Below are 18,437 nucleotides of genomic sequence, written 5' to 3' on the forward strand. Positions count from 1 at the left end.
CAGGTTACCTCAGGATCGGGAGGGCTGCGGGGGCGCGGGTGGAAAGGAGTTCGCAGCCATGCGCGCGCAGGACGATGTTTTCTTCGTGCACCTGAAAGCGGCCCGGGGCGATTTCCACGCCCGGCTCCAGTGTGAGCACCATGCCGGCGCGCAACTCGGTGGTGTCATGTGGGGTGAAGCTCGGCCATTCGGTGAGCGTGACACCAAGGCCATGGCCGAGACGCCCGGCGCCGGGGGTGGCACCCTGCGCGGTGAGGCTTTGGGCAAACATGGCGTGCACATCACAGGCGCGGTGGCCGGGGCGCAGGGTGGCAAGCACGTGGTCGGTGGCTTGGTAGAGTTGGTCGTAGGCGCGTTTGGCGGCGTCATCGGCGCGGGTGATGGCGAAGTTGCGGTCAAAATCGCAGAAATAGCCATCGAGCACTGCGCCGGTGTCCAGCATAAGGATGTCGCCTGCGATGAGTTTCTGATCGCCAGCGGGGGAGATGACATCGCCGTAGCCGCCCTGCCCTGCGCCGCCAGCGGTATAGCTGACCCAATCGGCGCCTTCCTCCAGCAGCACACGCTGGAAATCGCGGAAGACCTGCGCGTGGCTGCGGCCTTCGGCGGCGTAGTCAGAGATGCGGGCGAAGGCGCGATCGGCCACGGCGCAGGTGGCACGGATTTTGCGGATTTCGACCTCTGATTTGATTTCGCGGGTGCGTTGGACTGTGTCGGTGGCGTCGACAAAGCGGCGCGGCGCGAGGGTTTGGGTAATTTTTGTGTAATCGGCCAGCGGCATGCGCAGCTGGGTTTCAAGGCCCATAGGCAGGCCGATGGTGCCTGTTTCAGGGACGATTTCGGCAAGGGTGTCGCTGAGCAGGCTCAGGCCGTCGTCCTCCGGAAAGGGCGCGTCCCATGTGCGGATGTCGGTGATCCATGTTTTGCCCATGAGGTCGGCGCCGATGGCGGGGATCACGGCGATGGGTGTGCCGGTGGCTGGGATGAGGACAAACCACGGGCGGGCGGGGCTTTCCCAGAAGCGGGTGAGGAAGCCGGTGGTGTAGAAGATGTCGGCGGATGAGGTGAGCAGCAGGGCGGAGTGGCCTGCGTGGGCCATGGCGGTTTGAAGCCGGGTGATACGGGTCTGGAATTCCGCAGGAGGGAAACCGCGGGCAGGCATCGGCTCAGACATCTTCGGGTCCTTCGCTGACGATCGTCAGAATGCGGGCGTCTGGACCAAGGTTTGGACGTTTGAGCAGCGCGGCGGCGACACCTGCCACCCCAGAAGGCGTGCTGGCGATGCCGTGGGCTGTGAGGATCTCGACAGCCGCGCGGGCCTCCTGCTCTGAAATGGTCACGAAGGTGTCGGCATCCATCGCCAGCCCATTGAGCGCCACCATGGAGGCGGTTTTGCAATCCAGCCGCCCCATCTCAGAAACCGGGCCGCTGGTGTCCACAAGCTGACCCGCGCGGATGGACTCGATCAGCGCAGGGGCCGCTTCGGGTTCGACCACGATGATCTGCGGCGCATCGCCCCAAGTGGCGCGTGCAAAGGCCGCGACGGCGGCGGCGAGCCCGCCAACACCGGCCTGCAGAAAGATATGCGTGGGCGGCGCGGGGATTTGCGCGGCGGCCTCTGACGCCATTTGCAGATAGCCTTCCATGACGCGGTAACCCGACGCCTCACTGCCAGCCCATGTGCTGTCAGAAAGCAGCGTCCAGCCTTTGTCCTCTGCTGCGGCTGCGGCGGCGGCCATGCTGGCTTCATAATCCTCTCCCGCCCAAGCGACCTCGGCCCCCTGCGCCTCAAGACGCGCACCAAAGGCGGCTGGCACGGTGTGGGAGAGATAGATCACCGCCTTGGCACCAAACAGCCGTGCGCCAGCTGCGACGGACAGGCCATGGTTGCCGGCCGACGCGGTGACATAGGTGCGGCCCGTCAGCGCCCGCGCCCAGTCTTGCGGCTGTGCGCGGGCCGCATCATGGGCGATGGCGTAGGCGGCACCCAGCGCTTTGAAGGACCCCAGCCCCATGCGCGCGCGTTCATCCTTGATGTGAAACCGCGCAATCTGCAGCATCTCCGCCAGTGCTGACATGTCATGCAGAGGTGTTGCGGCATGCGCAGGACAGAGCGCCAGCAAACGCGCCACTGCGGCGGCATCGCGGCTTGGCAGGGTGTCGGATTGGCGGCGGGGCAACCCATGGCTGCGGTGGGGATTGGTGAGGGTGTCACACATGGTCTGAGCTGGCTTTCCAGAGGGCGGGCAAGTGGACTGCGCTCTCCTGAGAGAGCGAAGGGTTGACAGCAGCGGACTGCTCGACACAGGCTACCGCAGGATTTTGGGCAGTTTGCCTGATTTACCTCAAAATTCGCCCGATCTGCCCTCAGTTCTGAAATAAGAGCCTCAAATGCCCGATACCCTGGATGATATCGACCGACGCCTGCTCTCCGCCGTGCAGAAGAACACCCGTCTGACGGCTGATGAACTCGGAGAGATCGCGGGCATCTCCCGCTCCGCGGTGCAGCGCCGTCTGGCAGGCTATCGGGCGGAGGGCATCATAGAGGCGGAGATCGCGGTGGTCAGCGCCAAGGCCGTGGGGCGGCCGATGACCTTTCTTGTGGAGGTGGAAATGGAACGCGAGCGCACGGATCTACTGGATGAATTCCGCCGATCCATGCTCACATTGGATGATGTGCAACAGTGTTATTACGTGACCGGACAGGCGGATTTCATCCTCGTGGTCACCGCTCAGGATATGGGCGCCTATGAGGAGTTCAGCCGCCGGGTCTTCAATGACAATCCCAACATCCGGCGCTTTCATAGCAATGTGGTGATCGATCGCGTCAAGGCCGGGTTACAGGTGCCACTGAGCTGACCGCGCGCGGCGCTTATGACGCTGGCCAGAGGCGCGCCAGCGGACGCCGCGCTGTCTTGCTCAGCCGCAGCAGCTACAGGAGGAGCTGTGCGCAATGGGCTGCACTGGCTCCAAGTTACCCTCGCCCAGTGGCAGCTCCCCGGTGAGTGCAGGCGCTGGGATCTGCAGCACAGTGGCGATGCGGATCAAAGTGGCTTCTGGCAGCGTCGCGCTTGCGGAAGCGGTTTCCAGCTTGGTCAGTTGCCGCTCTGTCAGGCCCACGAGCTTGGCGAGCTTCGGCCGACCGATTTTACGTGCCTTGCGCACAGTGTTGAGACGCTGGGGATCAATCGTAAGCGCAGTCATAACAGGGCCCTTGAGTACAGTTTTCGGGACCATTGCATAGGCTGCAGGCGGGCTGCTGCCAAGCAGGAAAAGACTTTGCTCTTTGTCCTGCTGCCGATGGCACGGCCTTATGGCGCAGGCAGCTCAAATGGCACGGTATAGAGCACCAGCAACGCCAGAGTGACGGCAAGTGTCATGAGCATGATCACCACACACAGATCGCGGCACCAGGCGTTGTGTTTTAAAAAGGATCGAATGGCTTTCATCGCACCTCACAGCAAGTTGGCTGAGAGACAGATAGGCATGGCGCAGGACGGCTTCTTTAGAAAGTCGGACAGTTGTTGTGGAAGAAACGCCAAAGCGCGGAGCAGAGACCCGCTAATAAAGTAGGACAGAAAGGGTGCATGGAGGGGCACAAACAGCGGCATTTAAAGGCACCGCCCTTGCACCTTTATATTGCATGCAATTACTTAAAATCAATCAAAGGCGATAAAGAGACTTGCTCATGCACAAGGCATATGTTGGATTTTCTGCACCAGTTGGATACGACTACGAGTATCCAGCTGAAAAAACGGCTCAGGATACGCGCAGTTCACCGAATCCTATTTTGGTTGGCGTTACAGGTCTTCTCATTCTGTTTGATGAAATCTGGTTCCCATGTCGCAGTATTTGTCCTCAGTCAATGCGGAGCCTTGATTACGTCAAATTCGTCAACGAAGAATTTGACAGCCTTCACCTAGATGACAAACAGGTGGCCCCCCTTCTGGAGGAAATGCCGCAACATATACCTCTTAAGGAGCTGCACCCTGAGGGGTATTCACGCTTTATGGAGCTTCACTACGGGTCAGGACGTCCTGACAATCATACGCACGCCCTTTCGGTCTTTGGGGCTACGTTGGGCGGCGACCCAAGTCCGCGCAATCTCATCCGTGATATGCTGCTGCTGGATATGATTTCAGAAGATTTGACTCCAGTATTTAATGGTCTCACTCGTAAGATTCCCTATCCAGACGAATTCCTATGGCAAAAGAGAGATGATGAGGATCACTCCCTGCGTATCGCCGACCGGGCGCTGACCATTGCCGGACTATATGATCTGACCGGACATGCCGGCCCATATCACCCGGTGTTTGAAGAGCTTCGTGAACATGAGTTCATCCAGTCTTTCCGGAAATGGATTCGTGGCGAAGCCTCTTCGCTGCACAACAGATCGATAGACGATGTGGTGGCTGAGATCGAGGAAACGACAACTGAGTTTGGCCACCGTGCGCGCCGCACATCAATTGGCAAAGATGGTCTAAAGGATGTGACCGTAACATTTACAAAAGACCTTGTATTGAGTGCCATCCCTGGTGCCTCGGCTGTTGAAAAAGCCCTAGGGATATCGAAGCAACGCAGGCAGGCAGAGAAACACAAGATGAACACGTTTGTGGCTGAAGGTCAGGCAGCTCTGTGGAGAGAGAAAGTCTCAGTTACCCCATATTTTGACTGATCATGTGCCTCAACCTTCCGTTTTGGGACAGATCTATCTTTTTTGGCTCACTACGCACAAAGCCGCCCAGTATCTGGGCGGCTTTGTGTTGTTTTCGCGAGGCCCCGGATCATGTCCGGGGCGGGGTTTAGCCGATGATTGCGTTCAGTGTGGCCGAAGGGCGCATCACTTTGGCTTTCAGCTCAACAGAGGGGCGGAAGTAGCCGCCGATGTCTGCGGCTGGGCCTTGGGCGGCTGCGAGCTCGGATAGGATGGCCGCTTCGCCTTCTGCCAGCGCTTTGGCAACAGCGGCGAACTCTGCCGCCAGATCGGCGTCGTCAGACTGTGCCGCCAGTGCTTCGGCCCAGTAGCGCGCAAACCAGTAGTGGCTGTCGCGGTTGTCAGGCTGACCCACTTTGCGGGATGGGGAGCGGTTGTCGTCCAGAATGCCCTGGGTTGCGGCCTCGGCTGCGACGCCCAGAACACCCGCTTTGGCGTTGCCTTTGACATCCGCGAGGAAGTTCAGGCTTTCGCCAAGAGCACAGAATTCGCCCATGGAGTCCCAGCGCAGGTGGTTTTCTTCGACCAGCTGTTGAACGTGCTTTGGTGCGGAACCGCCAGCACCCGTTTCAAACAGACCACCACCCTGCATCAGCTTCACGATGGAGAGCATTTTGGCGGAGGTGCCAAGCTCAAGGATCGGGAACAGATCGGTCAGGTAATCGCGCAGCACGTTGCCGGTGATGGCGATGCTGTCGGCACCGGACGTGATGGTTTTCAGGGACTGTGCGGTTGCCTCACGTGGCGCGAGGATCTGGAACAGGTCCGCCTTGCCCGCCGCTTCCAGTGCCGGGGTGACGTATTTGATCAGCTCAGCATCATGGGCGCGGTTTGCGTCCAGCCAGAAGATCGCCTCGGACCCGGTCAGACGCTGACGGTCCAGAGCCAGTTCGATCCAGTTCTCAATCGGGGCTTTCTTCACGGTGCAGGAGCGCCAGATGTCACCCGCCTCAACGTTGTGGCTGTGCAGCGTGTCACCGTTGGCCAGAACAACGCGGATGGTGCCGTCTGCTGGGGCTTCAAAGGTGGTTGGGTGGGAGCCGTATTCTTCCGCCTTTTGTGCCATCAGGCCCACGTTTGCGACGGAGCCTGCGGTGGTCACATCCAGCGCGCCGTTGGCTTTGAAGAAGTTGACGGTTTCATCATAGACGGTGGCATAGCAGCGGTCCGGGATCACGCAGTTGGTGTCACCCTTGTTGCCAGCCTCATCCCAGCCTTTGCCGCCAGCGCGGATCACGGCAGGCATGGAAGCGTCGATGATCACGTCAGATGGCACGTGCAGGTTGGTGATGCCTTTGTCGCTGTCCACCATATACATGGAGGGACGCTCCAGCGCGGCGATCTCTGCTTTGATGGCGTCGGCGTTGTCAAGCGTGTCGATGGCGGCCAGAACCGCGCCCAGACCGGAGTTCGCAGAACCGCCAGCTGCTGCGATGGCTGCGCCGTGGGCGTCCCAGACCGGGCCAAGCCATGCTTTGACCGCGTGGCCAAAGATGATCGGGTCGGAGACCTTCATCATGGTGGCTTTCATGTGCAGGGAGAACATGGTGCCGTCGGATTTGGTGTCTTCAATGGCCTCGGCCAGGAAGGCACCCAGTGCTTTGGCGGACATGAAGGTTGCGTCAGCCACAGTGCCTTCTTCCAGCGGCCAGCCGTCTTTCAGAACGGTCACGGCGCCGTCTTTGGCGACAAATTCGATTTTCGCATCACCGGCCTGATCCGCAGAAATGGTGGCAGAGACTTCGTTTGCATAGAAGTCATTGCCCGGCATGGAGGAGACTTTGGTTTTGCTGTCAGAGGCCCAAGCGCCCATGGAGTGTGGGTTGTTCTGAGCAAAGTTTTTGACCGCACGTGCGGAGCGGCGGTCGGAGTTGCCTTCGCGCAGCACTGGGTTCACAGCGGAGCCTTTGATGCCGTCGTAACGGGCGCGGATCGCCTTTTCTTCGTCCGTCTGTGGTGCCTCTGGATAGGACGGGATGTTGTAGCCCTGCCCCTGCAGCTCTTCAATCGCGGCCACCAGCTGTGGCACAGAGGCGGAGATGTTTGGCAGCTTGATGACGTTAGCGTCAGGGGTTTTCACCAGTTCGCCCAGCGCGGCCAGATCATCAGACTGGCGCTGATCGTCGGTGAGGTTTTCCGGGAAGGTCGCGATGATGCGGCCCGCCAGAGAAATGTCCGGGGTGCCCACGGTGATGCCCGCGGCAGACACAAATTTGCGGATGATTGGCAGGAAGGACGCGGAGGCCAGCTCCGGTGCTTCGTCTACAATGGTATACAATATGTCAGGCGTTTTGTTTTCAGCCATTTTTCTCACATCCTTTTTTGCGTCAGGGGTGTCTGTGACTTGCGGTATCGGATCAGCGGATCCGATCACATCCGAATGGTTCTCCTCTGCCAGCGGCGGGACAAAAAACGCCCGCACGACGGCATCGTGCGGGCGCTGTATAGGCCGCTGCGGGCCAAAGATCAATTCCGTGTTGCCTGTCAGGCAGAGGCTTTTTGCCGCGTATCCTGCATATAGGCGTCCAAAGCGGCAATTTCCTGCTCTGAGAGGCGCAGGCCGAGTTTGGACCGCCGCCAGATCACATCTTCGGCGGTGCGGGCATATTCCTTCTCCATCAGCCAGCGCACCTCAGATTCTGTGAGGGTGGCGCCGAAATCAAGACCGAGATCGGCCTCTGTTTTGGCCGCGCCAAGGACCTCTGTGGCCTCGGTGCCGTAGGCGCGGATCAGGCGGGTCGCCCAGCGCTCTGTCAGGAAAGGGTAGCTGCGCAGAAGCTCTGCGATTTTGCTGGGCACCTCCTGCACCTCAAAATCGCCGCCCGGCATGGCCACCCCTGCGGTCCATGGTGCGGTGGCTTCGGGGAAGAAGGGCACAATCTTGGCCAGCGCGGCCTCCGCCAACTTACGATAGGTGGTGATTTTGCCGCCAAAGACGTTGAGCACCGGCGCGCCTGTGTCATCAAGATTAAGCACATAGTCCCGCGTTGCCGCCTGTGCCGAGGATGCCCCATCGTCATAGAGCGGACGTACACCAGAATAGCGCCAGACGATGTCTTGAAGCCCAATGGGTTTGTCAAAATAGTTGGAGGCAAAATCGCAGAGATACTGCGCCTCCTCGTCGGTGCAGCTTGGCGCGGTGTCGGCGTCTGTGTGTTCTTTGTCGGTGGTTCCGATCAGGGTGAAATCATCCTGATAGGGAATGGCAAAGATGATGCGGCCATCTTCGCCCTGAAAGAAATAACAGCGGTCATGATCAAACAGGCGCTTGGTGACAATGTGGGAGCCGCGCACAAGGCGCACCCCCGCAGAGGAATTCTGCTTCATCACCCCACGAATGATATCGGCCACCCAAGGCCCACCGGCATTCACCAGAGCGCGGGCGCGGGTCACACGCCGTTCGCCACTGTCCACATCTTCCATTTCGATCTGCCACAGCCCCTCGCTGCGTTCAGCAGAGATCACTTTGGTGCGGGTGCGGATGGTGGCGCCGCGCGCTTCGGCATCACGCGCGTTTAGCACCACAAGGCGGCTGTCTTCGACCCAGCAATCGGAATATTCAAAGGCCTTGGTGAATTTGGATTTCAGCGGCTTCCCTGCGGCATCGGTGGTGAGATCCACCGTACGGGTGCCGGGCAGGATTTTACGCCCCCCCAGATTGTCATACATAAACAGCCCCATGCGGATCAGCCAGCTGGGACGGCGGCCTTTCATCCATGGCATCACAAATGAGAGCACACGGGAGGTGGGGGTTTCACTGTCAAAGCGCATGTCTTTGTGCATGGGCAACACGAAGCGCATCGGCCAGCTGATGTGGGGCATGGCGCGCAGCAGGGTTTCGCGCTCAATCAATGCCTCGCGCACCAGACGCACTTCAAAATACTCCAGATAGCGCAGACCGCCGTGAAACAGCTTGGTGGAGGCCGAAGAGGTGGCCCAGGCCAGATCCTTCATTTCCGCCAGTTCGACGGAGAGCCCCCGCCCCACCGCATCGCGGGCGATGCCGCAGCCGTTGATGCCGCCGCCGATGACAAAGAGATCAACGGTTTTTTCTGTTTGCGCTTCCATTGGAACACCTTCGAACATTTTCGCGCCCTTACGAACAAAAAAATGTTCGCAGGTCAAGAAATTTCCACGTGATCGCGCAGGTTTTCATTGTAACTTCATAAAAACCCTGCCACGGCTTGGCAGATCAAAACGAAGAATAACGAACATGCGCAACAGTTTCCGCGAACGTGAAATCCTAGACATCGCCCGCAGCAGCGGCAAAGTGACCGTTGAAGGGCTGGCCGCGCATTTTGATGTGACGGTGCAGACCATTCGCCGGGATCTGACCCAACTGGCCAATGCCGGGCGACTGGAACGGGTGCATGGCGGCGCGGTGCTGCCGTCGGGTGTGCGCAACATTGCCTATGAAGAGCGCAGTCGGGTGAATGCGGAGGCCAAGGCGGCCATGGCGCAGGCCTGTGCGGCGCAGATCCCCAATGGCTCCTCCCTGTTCATCAATATCGGCACCAGCACAGAGGCGCTGGCCAGCGCGCTTTTGGGGCATGACGGGCTTTTGGTGGTCACCAACAATCTGAATGTGGCGCAGATCCTCGCGGGCAACGAGCGCTGTGATGTGCTGTTGACTGGCGGCCGCCCACGGCCCGAAGATGGCGGGCTGGTCGGGCCGATGGCCATGCGGATGGTGCAGGAATTTGCCTTTGACATCGCAGTGCTGGGCTGTTCGGCCGTGGCAGAAAGCGGCACGGCTTACGATTTTGCCATTGATGAGATTGTGGTGTCACAGACCGCCCATGCGGCGGCGCGGGAAACCTGGCTGCTGGCAGATCACAGCAAGTTTCAGCGCAACGCCCCCACACGTATTCTGGATTTTACTGAGGTGGACCGGCTTTTCACCGACGCCCTGCCAGAGGCGCTGACGGAGGTGTGCCGGGACAAGGCCACCGAAGTGACGCTCTGCCCCTGAGGACGCCCTGCCCTGCGTTAACTGACGCTGCGCAACCCGGCGTTGCGGTATTCAAAGCGCGGGACTGGCTCTATGCTGTGCACATCGAGCCCGCCCCAGCCGCGAATCCTGCCAGAGATGCTCTGTCAGTCACAGCAAGAGACCGGCGCAAGCTGCTTTGGAGGGGCGTCCGTTGGCACACGCTCCAGAGACAATGATGCAAAATACCCGAAGGAGGCCCATGATGACGGTCACACAGCTTTCCCCCGCCCCGACTGCAGAGAGTGATCTGGATGCGCTGTTGCTGGCGCAGAAAAAGGCGGCGCTGGCCGATCCGATGCCAGATCATGCCAGCCGCATTCGCCGGTTGGACAAATTGCACAATGCCATTTTAGACAACCGCGACCGCATGATTGCAGCCTGTCGCGCGGATTTCTCCAATCGCGCGGCGGCAGAGACAGAAATGGCGGAAATTGGCCCGGTGCTGGAAGGCATTGCCTATTACCGCAAGCGTTTGAAAAAGTTCATGAAGCCACAGCGCCGCCACACGCCGCTGGTGGCCATGCCAGCGCGTGTCGAGGTGCATTATCAGCCGGTTGGTGTGGTGGGCATTGTGGTGCCGTGGAACTTCCCGTTCTTTCTAGGGCTGTCGCCGCTGGTGGGGGCCATCGCTGCAGGCAACCGCGCCATGATCAAAACCTCCGAATATGCCCCGGCCTCAGGCGCGTTGATGCAGGAGATGCTGGCAGAGATTTTTGCAGAAGATGAGATCACTGTGGTCACAGGCGGGGTCGAGGTGGCCACCACCTTCACCAAATTGCCGTTTGATCATCTGGTGTTCACCGGCTCAACGCAGGTCGGCAAGATCGTGATGCGCGCAGCGGCGGAAAACCTGACGCCTGTAACGCTGGAACTGGGCGGGAAATCCCCGGCGATCATCCACCCGGACTACCCATTGGATGAGGCCGCAAGCCGGATCGGATTTGGCAAAGGCTTCAATGCCGGACAGATCTGTGTGTCCCCTGACTATGTGCTCTGCCCGCGCGACAAGGTCGATGCCTTTGCCGCCGCGTTCACCAAGGCCATGTCGAGGTCTTATCCATCCTTGCGTGACAATGACGATTACACCGCGATCATCACCGATCAGCAGAAGGCGCGGCTGGAAAGCTATCTGAGTGATGCGGAGGCCAAAGGGGCCAATGTGATCCGCATCAACCCCAAAGACGAGGAGTTCACCGGCACACGCAAAATGCCGCTGACCATCGTGTTGGGCGCGACCGATGAGATGCTGGTGATGCAGGAAGAGATCTTTGGGCCGATCCTGCCGATCCTGCCCTATGATACAATGGACGCCGCGCTGGCCTATGTGCATGAACGCCCACGTCCGCTCGCGCTGTATTACTTTGACTGGGACAAGGCGCGCGGCGATGACATTCTGGCGCGCACCCATTCTGGCGGTGTCTGTATCAATGACACCGTGATGCATGTGGGCGTGGACGACATGCCCTTTGGCGGCATCGGCCCGTCAGGCATGGGGCATTATCATGGCGAAGAAGGCTTCCGCACCTTCTCAAAGGCGAAGGGCGTGCTGCGCAAGGGCAAGATCAATGCCACCGCTTTTGTGGCGCCACCCTGGGGCAACTTTATGTACAGGCAGCTTATGAAAATGCAGGCGCTGCGGTTTCGCAAGCGCAAGATAGACTGACAAGCTGGACTGAGCGCGCCCAAAGGGGCGCTTTGTCCACAGAGGCCGCGCGCTCACATCTTCTTTTGCGGAGGGATATGTGTGGCGCGCTGCTTTTGCGCCTCAAGGGTCAGCCGCTCCCGGACATCCTCTGCACTGCTTGAAGGGCTGAGCAACGCACTCTGCAGTTCACTTGCGGCGCGGGAGTATCCCATCGACCACCCGGTGAAGCGCCGAGATGAAATGTCATCCACTTGCAGCACCTGAAAGTCCGTATGGCGCTTGTCTTTGGCGATGCGTGGCAACAGATCGTCAACGATGTCTGCAGTACCTTCAAAATACTGATAGTAATGCTGATGACAGCGATACAGAAACCCCGTGATGCCATGCGTCGCGTTGAACTTAAAGGCTTCGCGCAGAATCTCCATATCAACGGTTTCGAACGCAGGATGCAGGCTTAAACTGTTGTAAATTACGAATTTCAAGCGCGAACTCCTCGCATATTCTATTGGAGGTCATAATACTCCTAAGGTGAATATCCCCTTTATACTCTCCTAATAAGAGCATTGCACTCATTACGAATTCTTTATGACGAAATCTTTGGACGCAGGATATCGCTCGTGTTTTGATCTGGCGCTTTGATTAGGGGGGCACGCGGCAGTGCGGTCAGCGGCGTATCACAGGAATGTTGAACCATTTTTACCCACGCCCACATCAAGGCTTCAGGCTGGTGCCAAGTGCGTTTTATGAAGGGTGGCGAGCCGTGGAGGACTCGAACCCCCGACCTGAGAATTAGAAGTTCCCTGCTCTAATCCAGCTGAGCTAACGGCCCGCACTTCTGATCGGTGTATCAGGCAAATCTGTGGCCTTGTCAACGTGGTAGAGCGCGCTGCGCACAGCGAAAATGCCCGCCTAATTTAAGGATCTTGGGACCGGTCAGAAGCGGAAGCATACGTCTTTTTGAATTGGGGGCGAGGCGTGCCTGCCAAGACGCACCACTGGCAGGGATCATTGGTTATTTTGATGATACCACAGCTTTTTCCGATTTGACCCACGTGGCACGCCAGCGTCACAAATGTGTTACACAGGCTCTCGCGGCCACACTCAGGCGTCAGCCTCCAGCTTCCGGAAATACTCTCAATGCCTCTTTTTCTTGCCGTCGTGTCTGTCACATGACGCCGTCTCTGCTTCTGATCATTCTGTCGGCGGCGTTTTTGCACGCTTTGTGGAATGCCATTGTCAAAGGCGCGCCAGATCGCACGCTCGTGCTTGGCTTTATTGCGCTCGGACATGTGGTTCCAGCGCTGTTTGTGTTGCCCTTCACCGGCCTGCCCGCCCCGGCCTCCTATCCGTTTATCATCGGCTCCACGGTGGTGCATTGGGGCTATTACTGGTTTTTGCACATCGCCTATCGCACCGGGGATCTCTCCGTGGTCTATCCGATCTCGCGCGGCATCACGCCGGTGCTGGTGACCACGGGCGCGGTGGTCTTTGCCGGGGAATATCTGCCCTTTGAAGCCTGGATGGGTATTTTGCTGATTTCAGCAGGTATTGCCTACCTGTCGCTGGGTGGAGCCGGGCAAGGAAAAAACCTGAGCGCCATTGCCGCAGCGCTGGCCACAGGTGCCATGATTGCGAGCTATTCGCTGATTGATGGGTTTGGCATCCGGCTGTCTCAGAACAACCTTGGCTATATTGCCGTACTCTTTGTGGCCGAGATTTTTGTGGCGGTCTTTGTGCTCACCACCCGCTGGGAGCGGGTGCATCGCCTTGCGCCGCGTCATGTGCTGACGGGGTTGGCCGGTGGGGTGATCTCGGGGCTGGCCTATGCGCTGGTACTTTACGCCAAAACCCTCGCACCGTTGGGCATTGTCTCAGCGCTGCGTGAAAGTTCGGTGATTTTTGCCGCGTTGATCGGGGTGATGTGGTTTGGAGAAGGCCCCAAATCCAACCGGCTTTTGGCGGCAAGCATTGTGGCGGTGGGTATTGTGGTGCTGGCGTTTTACAAGTGAGGGGCTGGCGATATCGGCCTCCCGGCCCGACACGATATACTCAGATCTTCGCGCATAAAAAATGAGGCCCCGAGGGGCCTCATAGTTACGGGAAGAAAGAGATGTCTTTGGCGTCAGCCGGGCCAAGGCAGCGAGTAGGTCTTGACGTTGGTGAAGAATTTCATCGCTTCGATGACCCCTTCCTTCACGCCATTGCCGCTGTCTTTGATCCCGCCGAAAGGCGACATTTCAATCCGGTAGCCGGGTTGCTCCCAGATGTTGCAGGTGCCCACGTTCAGACCATTGATATAGGCAATCGCCCGGTTCAGATCGTTGGTGCAGACGCCAGAGGACAGGCCAAACTCGGTGGAGTTTGAAATTGCCATGACCTCATCGTCATTGTCGGGCACGCGCACGATGGGCACGATGGGGCCAAAGGTCTCTTCCATGACAAGTTCACTGTCATGGGGGACTTTGTCGACCACGATCGGCGGCAGCAAAGCGCCCTGACGGCCCGGATGATACAGGATCTCTGCCCCATCCCGTTCGGCCAGATAGACCCGCTGCTCAAACAGCTCAGCGGCCTTATCGTGAATCACACAGCCCAGCTCGGTTTCAGGATCCTGCGGATCGCCGAATTTGATGGATTTGGCCTTCTCAAGCACCAGTGGCACAAAGCGATCTGCCACGCTTTCCTGAACCAGAATGCGTTTCACCGCCGTGCAGCGCTGACCGGAGTTGCCGGTGGCCCCGGCCACGGCGATGGTGGCCGCCTTATCCAGATCCGCATCACTGAGATCGTTACAGATGATCAGGGGGTCATTGCCGCCCAGCTCCAGCGCGGTGCGTTTGTACCCCGCCTTGGTGGCAATCATCTTGCCCACAGGCACACCACCGGTGAAGGTGATGATGTCGATGTTGTCATTGGTGATCATTTCATCACCAATATCGGCTGGCAGCCCGGTCACCACCTGGAACATCTGTGGCGGCAAGCCCGCCTCATAGAGGATATCCGCCAGCGCCAAAGCCGTGAGTGGTGTCAGCTCGGTGGGCTTGCAGACCATGCAGTTGTTGGTCGCAATCGCCGGGGCGATTTTGTGGCTCACCATATTGAGCGGGTGGTTGAAAGGCGTGATGGCGGAAATCGTGCGCACGGGTTCGCGGGTGGTGAAGATCTTGCGCGCCTTGCCATTGTGGGTCAGGTCACAGGAGAAAATCTCTCCATCATCCTTGAGCGCCTCAGCGGCAGCAAACTGATAGACGTCCTGCGCGCGCTTGGTCTCATAAATGGCGTGCTGGTGGCAGATGCCAAGCTCCAGTGTCAGCCATTTTGCCAGATAGTCGCGGCGTTCCCCAATCAGCTCTGACGCCCGATGCAGGATCTGGCTGCGCTCATAGCGGGTGAGTTTTGGCGTGTAGTTCGCCGCAATCTCAAAGGCCTGACGCGCATGTTCTGCCGTGCCTGCAGGCACCGTGCCAACCACCTCATTGGTGTAAGGATAAAGCACCGGGATGGTGTCTTCGGTGAAGACAACCTTCCCATCAATGCGCATCCCTTCGTTGCGGATTTCCGTTGTGGACATGGTTTGATCTTTCATGGCGTTACAGCGCTGCCGCTGTTGTGGCGTAGAAGAAGGCATCAAAGTTGCGCAGCACGGGTGCCTCTGGCAGCTCGATCACGCGGTTCACGATAAAGGGCACTTCCTGCTCGGTCAGGCCGCCATGGCTGCGCAGCGGCTCTTTCAGAGCGGCCAGATCATGGCGGTGCTCAGAGGTGCCGATGGTGACGTTTTCACCAGAGATCACCACAAGATCGCCAATCCGGTCACCGGGCAGCTCAAAGCGCTCCATGGCCTCTTCTTTGTCCACCGCCAGAATGATGCCGTCCTGTGCGCTCAACTTGGCGATCATCTCCGCGCGGTCTGCACCTTCGGGCAGATAGATGGTTGCAAAAGAGCCCAGCGCGCCATGGTGCACCACATAAGGGTCAGTGATCGGCAGGATCACGCGCGCGGCGTCTTTGCCCAGCCACTCATCCATCAGATCCTGAGTATAGATCACATTGGGCGTGCCATCTGCGTGGTGCTTGGGCTTCATGCCGTGGTCAGCGGTGACCACGATGGCCGCGCCCAGCGCGTCCAGTTCGCCCAGATAGCGATCAAACATTTCATAGAAATCCAGCGCGCCCTGCTGTTCTGGAGCGAATTTGTGCTGAATGTAGTCCGTGGTGGAGAGATACATCACGTCCGGCTTGAATTCTTTGAGCAGCTTCACACCGGCGGCGAAGACAAATTCGCTCAGTTCAGCGGAATAGACTTCTGGCACTTCCATGCCGAGCCACTCAGAGGCGTTGTCGATGCCATGCTCTGCTTTGGTGGTTTCGCCGGAGCGTTCGGAGGAAAAGGCCACCGCGCGGTCTTCGTCAAACTTAAGACCAGCGCCCAGAAGCGCGCGCAGCTTGTCTTTGGCGGTGACCATAGCGACGCGGGCGCCTGCTTCGTAGAACTGAGAGAAGATGGTTGGCGCGCGCAGGAAACGCACATCGTTCATCATCACTTCTTCGCCGGTATCAGGATCAATCAGATAGTTGCCGCAGATACCGTGTACTTTTGGTGGCTGGCCGGTGGCGATGGAGAGGTTGTTGGGGTTGGTGAAGGACGGGATCACCGAATGCGCAAGACGGTCAGTGCCGGTTTCGCGCATCTTCTTGAGGTTAGGCATCAGGCCTTTGGCGATGGCGACTTCCAGATACTCTGGCTCGCAACCGTCCAGACAGATGGCAATCGCCGGGACCTTTGGGGTGGGATAAACGCGGGTGTTCGCTTCTACGGGCGCGTGAATGGTCATGTGATATTCCTTTGTAAACTTTAAGCGGCCAGCTTGGCGCGTTCTTGAAGGGCCAGAGCCGGAGGCGCGGCACTCGCCACCCCCATTTCCGCCAGCGTTTCTTTGGCGGCGGTGACGACCTGCCGCATGATGTGTTCGTCCATCTGCCCGATGCAGCCGACGCGGAAACTGTCCACAACGGTCAGTTTTCCGGGATAGATGATAAAGCCCTTTTCTTTCATCAGCGCATAGAACTGATCAAAGACGAAGTTCTCATCCGCAGGGCAGAAGAAGGTCACGATGATCGGCGACAACCAGCGGTCTTTGAGCAGGGTTTCAAAGCCAAGCTCGCGCATGCCTTCGACCATCACATCGCGGTTGCGGGCATAGCGTGCGCCACGGCCTGCTACGCCGCCTTCGACCTTATGCCCCTTCAGCGCTTCAAGGAAGGCCGCAACCACATGGGTTGGTGGAGTGAAGCGCCACTGACCGGTCTTGTTCATGTGCGCCCATTGGGCATGCACATCCAGCGACAGGGAGTGGCTGTTGCCCTTGGCGGCCTCAAGCTCGCTCTTGCGGGCAATGATAAAGCCAAAGCCGGGCACGCCTTCGATGCATTTGTTGGCCGAGGACACCATCGCCTCATAGCGGATGTCGGCGACTTTAAGCTCGATGGCCCCAAAGGCGGACATGCTGTCGATCAGCAGTTTGCGACCCGCGCCATAGGTGGCTTCAGAGATTTCTTCAATCGGGTTCAAAATGCCGGAGCTGGTTTCGCAGTGGATGGCCACAACATGGGTGATGGCGGGATCCTCTGCGAGGATTTTGGCCACTTCCTCACCGCGTGGCGGGAGATAGTCCCCTTTGTCCAACACGATGTGTTCGCGGTTCAGATACGCCAGCGTCTGGGCAGACCGTTTGCCATAGGCGCCATTGGCCAGAACCAGTGTCTTGCCATCTTTTGGGATGAAGGAGGCAAGCATGGCCTCCACTGCGAAAGAGCCGCTGCCCTGCATGGGCACGCAATCAAAGTCATCCGCCCCCTCGCCCAGCATCTCAAGTAGCTGGCTACGCATGGATTTGGTCATGGCGCGGAAATCATCATCCCAGCTGCCCCAATCACGCAACATCGCCTCTTTGACCGCGTAAGACGTGGTCAGTGGGCCAGGTGTTAACAGGAAGGGTTCCCCCAATTTGGGCGGGGCAATTTGCGTCTTCTGAGCGACCATTTCAGCTCTCCGAAATTGATTGTTGAGAACAGCATTGCAGCAATGGCATCTATATGTGAAATTGCAAATATCAATCGTTATATAGGCTCAACCTATAAGCAAAGTCAGGGACAAAAATGCGTCACAGCCAGCTGAAAGCCTTTCATCATGTGGCCCTCATGGGCGGCTTCTCCAGGGCGGCGGAGGCCTTGTTTTTGTCGCAGCCTGCGATCTCTGAGCAGGTGCGCAAGCTCGAACAGGATCATGACGTTCTGCTGTTTCACCGTGAGCGTAAACGGGTGCGCCTGACCCTCGCCGGAGAGCAGTTGTTCCGCCTGACCAAGCAGTTTTTTGAGATTGAGCAGCAGATCGAAGAGAATCTCTCAGAGGCCTCTGCCTCAACCGAAGGGGAGATCCGCATTCTGGTGGATTCGGCGCACCACGTGACAGATATTCTGCGCCGTTTTCTGAAGCGCTATCCGAAGGTGACCGTGTCCATGCAGGTGGGGAACACGGAAAACATCATCGAAGCCCTGCGAGCGTATAACGCGGAAATCGGGGTGATCGGCAGCCAGGAAGCGGGCAAGGATGTGACAACACTGGATCTGGGGGCTACGGATATTGTGGCCTTTGTCGCGCGGGAGGTCATTGCCGAAGACAAACCCTCGATCACGCTTGAAGAGTTGTCAAACTATCCGCTTGTGTTTCGCGAACAGGGTTCGCAGACGCGTCAGAAGCTGGTGGATGCCGCAGCCGGACAAGGCCGCGCGTTGACCCCGGCGATTGTCGCGGAGGGTCGTGAAGCGGTGCGGGAGATTGTGGCCTCTGGGGCAGGGATCGGCTTTGTGTCCAAGGCAGAATATGTACAGGACCCGCGCGTGCAGCAGATGGAACTGGCTGATCTGGATGTGAGCATGAGCGAAACGCTGGTGCATCTCACACAGCGTCGCGATGTGCGGGTGATCCGCCTGTTCATGGAAATCGCACGTTCCGTACAGGCTCAGAAAAAAGCCCCCACCACATAAGCGGCGGGGGCATTGTCTATTTAGCGGTGGTTGCAGGT

Annotated in this window: 16 protein-coding genes and 1 tRNA gene; 6 read left to right on the top strand and 11 right to left on the bottom strand. The window is 58.6% G+C overall.

Annotated elements, in window-relative coordinates; translation table 11 throughout:
- Positions 1-4: 4 nt before the first annotated feature.
- Together SHM7688_RS00580 and SHM7688_RS00585 are read right to left on the bottom strand one after the other, a co-directional pair.
- Positions 5-1,174, bottom strand: coding sequence for a M24 family metallopeptidase (locus tag SHM7688_RS00580; protein ID WP_144432445.1), 1,170 nt, complete (start codon positions 1,172-1,174; stop codon positions 5-7).
- Complete coding sequence (locus SHM7688_RS00585) at positions 1,167-2,219, bottom strand: pyridoxal-phosphate dependent enzyme (RefSeq protein WP_058238078.1); 1,053 nt, start codon at positions 2,217-2,219, stop codon at positions 1,167-1,169. Before SHM7688_RS00585 ends, SHM7688_RS00580 begins: the two co-directional genes overlap by 8 nt.
- A gap of 172 nt (positions 2,220-2,391) precedes the next feature.
- Here SHM7688_RS00585 and SHM7688_RS00590 point away from each other — a divergent pair, with 172 nt between their 5' ends.
- A complete protein-coding gene (locus tag SHM7688_RS00590) occupies positions 2,392-2,859 on the top strand; it encodes an Lrp/AsnC family transcriptional regulator (protein ID WP_058238079.1) in 468 nt (155 codons plus the stop codon).
- 60 nt (positions 2,860-2,919) lie between these two features.
- Here the strand turns inward: SHM7688_RS00590 and SHM7688_RS00595 are convergent, their stop codons facing one another.
- Positions 2,920-3,204 (bottom strand): helix-turn-helix domain-containing protein, encoded by a 285-nt coding sequence (locus SHM7688_RS00595; protein WP_144432446.1) that lies wholly within the window; start codon positions 3,202-3,204, stop codon positions 2,920-2,922.
- A 107-nt stretch (positions 3,205-3,311) separates the two neighbouring features.
- Positions 3,312-3,449, bottom strand: coding sequence for a hypothetical protein (locus SHM7688_RS19695; RefSeq protein WP_158500631.1), 138 nt, complete (start codon positions 3,447-3,449; stop codon positions 3,312-3,314).
- Positions 3,450-3,688: 239 nt separating this feature from the next.
- On the opposite strand from SHM7688_RS19695, the gene SHM7688_RS00600 reads away from it, so the two are divergent.
- A complete protein-coding gene (locus SHM7688_RS00600) occupies positions 3,689-4,675 on the top strand; it encodes a hypothetical protein (RefSeq protein WP_058238081.1) in 987 nt (328 codons plus the stop codon).
- Between the two features lie 127 nt (positions 4,676-4,802).
- Here the strand turns inward: SHM7688_RS00600 and SHM7688_RS00605 are convergent, their stop codons facing one another.
- Together SHM7688_RS00605 and glpD are read right to left on the bottom strand one after the other, a co-directional pair.
- On the bottom strand, positions 4,803-7,019 hold the full coding sequence (locus SHM7688_RS00605) for an NADP-dependent isocitrate dehydrogenase (RefSeq protein WP_058238146.1): 2,217 nt from the start codon (positions 7,017-7,019) through the stop codon (positions 4,803-4,805).
- A gap of 179 nt (positions 7,020-7,198) precedes the next feature.
- Positions 7,199-8,800, bottom strand: a complete 1,602-nt coding sequence (glpD, locus tag SHM7688_RS00610) for a glycerol-3-phosphate dehydrogenase (RefSeq protein ID WP_223229258.1) — start codon at positions 8,798-8,800, stop codon at positions 7,199-7,201.
- 127 nt (positions 8,801-8,927) lie between these two features.
- Here glpD and SHM7688_RS00615 point away from each other — a divergent pair, with 127 nt between their 5' ends.
- The gene (locus SHM7688_RS00615; RefSeq protein ID WP_058238082.1) at positions 8,928-9,686 is read left to right on the top strand and encodes a DeoR/GlpR family DNA-binding transcription regulator; all 759 of its coding nucleotides are present in this window, start codon (positions 8,928-8,930) and stop codon (positions 9,684-9,686) included.
- A gap of 223 nt (positions 9,687-9,909) precedes the next feature.
- Positions 9,910-11,370, top strand: a complete 1,461-nt coding sequence (locus SHM7688_RS00620) for a coniferyl aldehyde dehydrogenase (RefSeq protein ID WP_058238148.1) — start codon at positions 9,910-9,912, stop codon at positions 11,368-11,370.
- Between the two features lie 53 nt (positions 11,371-11,423).
- On the opposite strand, the gene SHM7688_RS00625 is transcribed toward SHM7688_RS00620, so the two are convergent.
- On the bottom strand, positions 11,424-11,834 hold the full coding sequence (locus SHM7688_RS00625; protein WP_158500633.1) for a BLUF domain-containing protein: 411 nt from the start codon (positions 11,832-11,834) through the stop codon (positions 11,424-11,426).
- Positions 11,835-12,103: 269 nt separating this feature from the next.
- A tRNA-Arg gene (locus tag SHM7688_RS00630) sits at positions 12,104-12,181 on the bottom strand.
- A 340-nt stretch (positions 12,182-12,521) separates the two neighbouring features.
- Between SHM7688_RS00630 and SHM7688_RS00635 the strand changes: the two genes are divergently transcribed.
- A complete protein-coding gene (locus SHM7688_RS00635) occupies positions 12,522-13,361 on the top strand; it encodes a DMT family transporter (RefSeq protein WP_058238149.1) in 840 nt (279 codons plus the stop codon).
- A gap of 113 nt (positions 13,362-13,474) precedes the next feature.
- On the opposite strand, the gene phnY is transcribed toward SHM7688_RS00635, so the two are convergent.
- The 3 genes from phnY to SHM7688_RS00650 are packed head-to-tail and all read right to left on the bottom strand — an operon-like array spanning position 13,475 to position 17,395.
- Entirely contained in the window at positions 13,475-14,923 is a 1,449-nt protein-coding gene (gene phnY, locus SHM7688_RS00640; RefSeq protein WP_058238084.1) for a phosphonoacetaldehyde dehydrogenase, read from the bottom strand.
- Positions 14,924-14,942: 19 nt separating this feature from the next.
- On the bottom strand, positions 14,943-16,187 hold the full coding sequence (gene phnA, locus SHM7688_RS00645) for a phosphonoacetate hydrolase (RefSeq protein ID WP_058238085.1): 1,245 nt from the start codon (positions 16,185-16,187) through the stop codon (positions 14,943-14,945).
- A 20-nt stretch (positions 16,188-16,207) separates the two neighbouring features.
- The gene (locus SHM7688_RS00650) at positions 16,208-17,395 is read right to left on the bottom strand and encodes a 2-aminoethylphosphonate--pyruvate transaminase (RefSeq protein ID WP_058238086.1); all 1,188 of its coding nucleotides are present in this window, start codon (positions 17,393-17,395) and stop codon (positions 16,208-16,210) included.
- Positions 17,396-17,511: 116 nt separating this feature from the next.
- On the opposite strand from SHM7688_RS00650, the gene SHM7688_RS00655 reads away from it, so the two are divergent.
- The gene (locus SHM7688_RS00655; RefSeq protein ID WP_058238087.1) at positions 17,512-18,399 is read left to right on the top strand and encodes a LysR substrate-binding domain-containing protein; all 888 of its coding nucleotides are present in this window, start codon (positions 17,512-17,514) and stop codon (positions 18,397-18,399) included.
- Positions 18,400-18,437: the final 38 nt, after the last annotated feature.

It is taken from the genome of Shimia marina (genome assembly GCF_001458175.1).
Taxonomy (GTDB): domain Bacteria; phylum Pseudomonadota; class Alphaproteobacteria; order Rhodobacterales; family Rhodobacteraceae; genus Shimia; species Shimia marina.

Coding starts and splice junctions, on each gene's coding strand:
- SHM7688_RS00580 (WP_144432445.1), bottom strand. CDS start 1,174: ATGTCTGAGCCGATGCCTGCCCGCGGTTTCCCTCCTGCGGAATTCCAG.
- glpD (WP_223229258.1), bottom strand. CDS start 8,800: ATGTTCGAAGGTGTTCCAATGGAAGCGCAAACAGAAAAAACCGTTGAT.
- SHM7688_RS00585 (WP_058238078.1), bottom strand. CDS start 2,219: ATGTGTGACACCCTCACCAATCCCCACCGCAGCCATGGGTTGCCCCGC.
- SHM7688_RS00620 (WP_058238148.1), top strand. CDS start 9,910: ATGACGGTCACACAGCTTTCCCCCGCCCCGACTGCAGAGAGTGATCTG.
- SHM7688_RS00595 (WP_144432446.1), bottom strand. CDS start 3,204: ATGACTGCGCTTACGATTGATCCCCAGCGTCTCAACACTGTGCGCAAG.
- SHM7688_RS00655 (WP_058238087.1), top strand. CDS start 17,512: ATGCGTCACAGCCAGCTGAAAGCCTTTCATCATGTGGCCCTCATGGGC.
- SHM7688_RS00600 (WP_058238081.1), top strand. CDS start 3,689: ATGCACAAGGCATATGTTGGATTTTCTGCACCAGTTGGATACGACTAC.
- SHM7688_RS00615 (WP_058238082.1), top strand. CDS start 8,928: ATGCGCAACAGTTTCCGCGAACGTGAAATCCTAGACATCGCCCGCAGC.
- phnY (WP_058238084.1), bottom strand. CDS start 14,923: ATGTCCACAACGGAAATCCGCAACGAAGGGATGCGCATTGATGGGAAG.
- SHM7688_RS00635 (WP_058238149.1), top strand. CDS start 12,522: ATGACGCCGTCTCTGCTTCTGATCATTCTGTCGGCGGCGTTTTTGCAC.
- phnA (WP_058238085.1), bottom strand. CDS start 16,187: ATGACCATTCACGCGCCCGTAGAAGCGAACACCCGCGTTTATCCCACC.
- SHM7688_RS19695 (WP_158500631.1), bottom strand. CDS start 3,449: ATGAAAGCCATTCGATCCTTTTTAAAACACAACGCCTGGTGCCGCGAT.
- SHM7688_RS00650 (WP_058238086.1), bottom strand. CDS start 17,395: ATGGTCGCTCAGAAGACGCAAATTGCCCCGCCCAAATTGGGGGAACCC.
- SHM7688_RS00605 (WP_058238146.1), bottom strand. CDS start 7,019: ATGGCTGAAAACAAAACGCCTGACATATTGTATACCATTGTAGACGAA.
- SHM7688_RS00590 (WP_058238079.1), top strand. CDS start 2,392: ATGCCCGATACCCTGGATGATATCGACCGACGCCTGCTCTCCGCCGTG.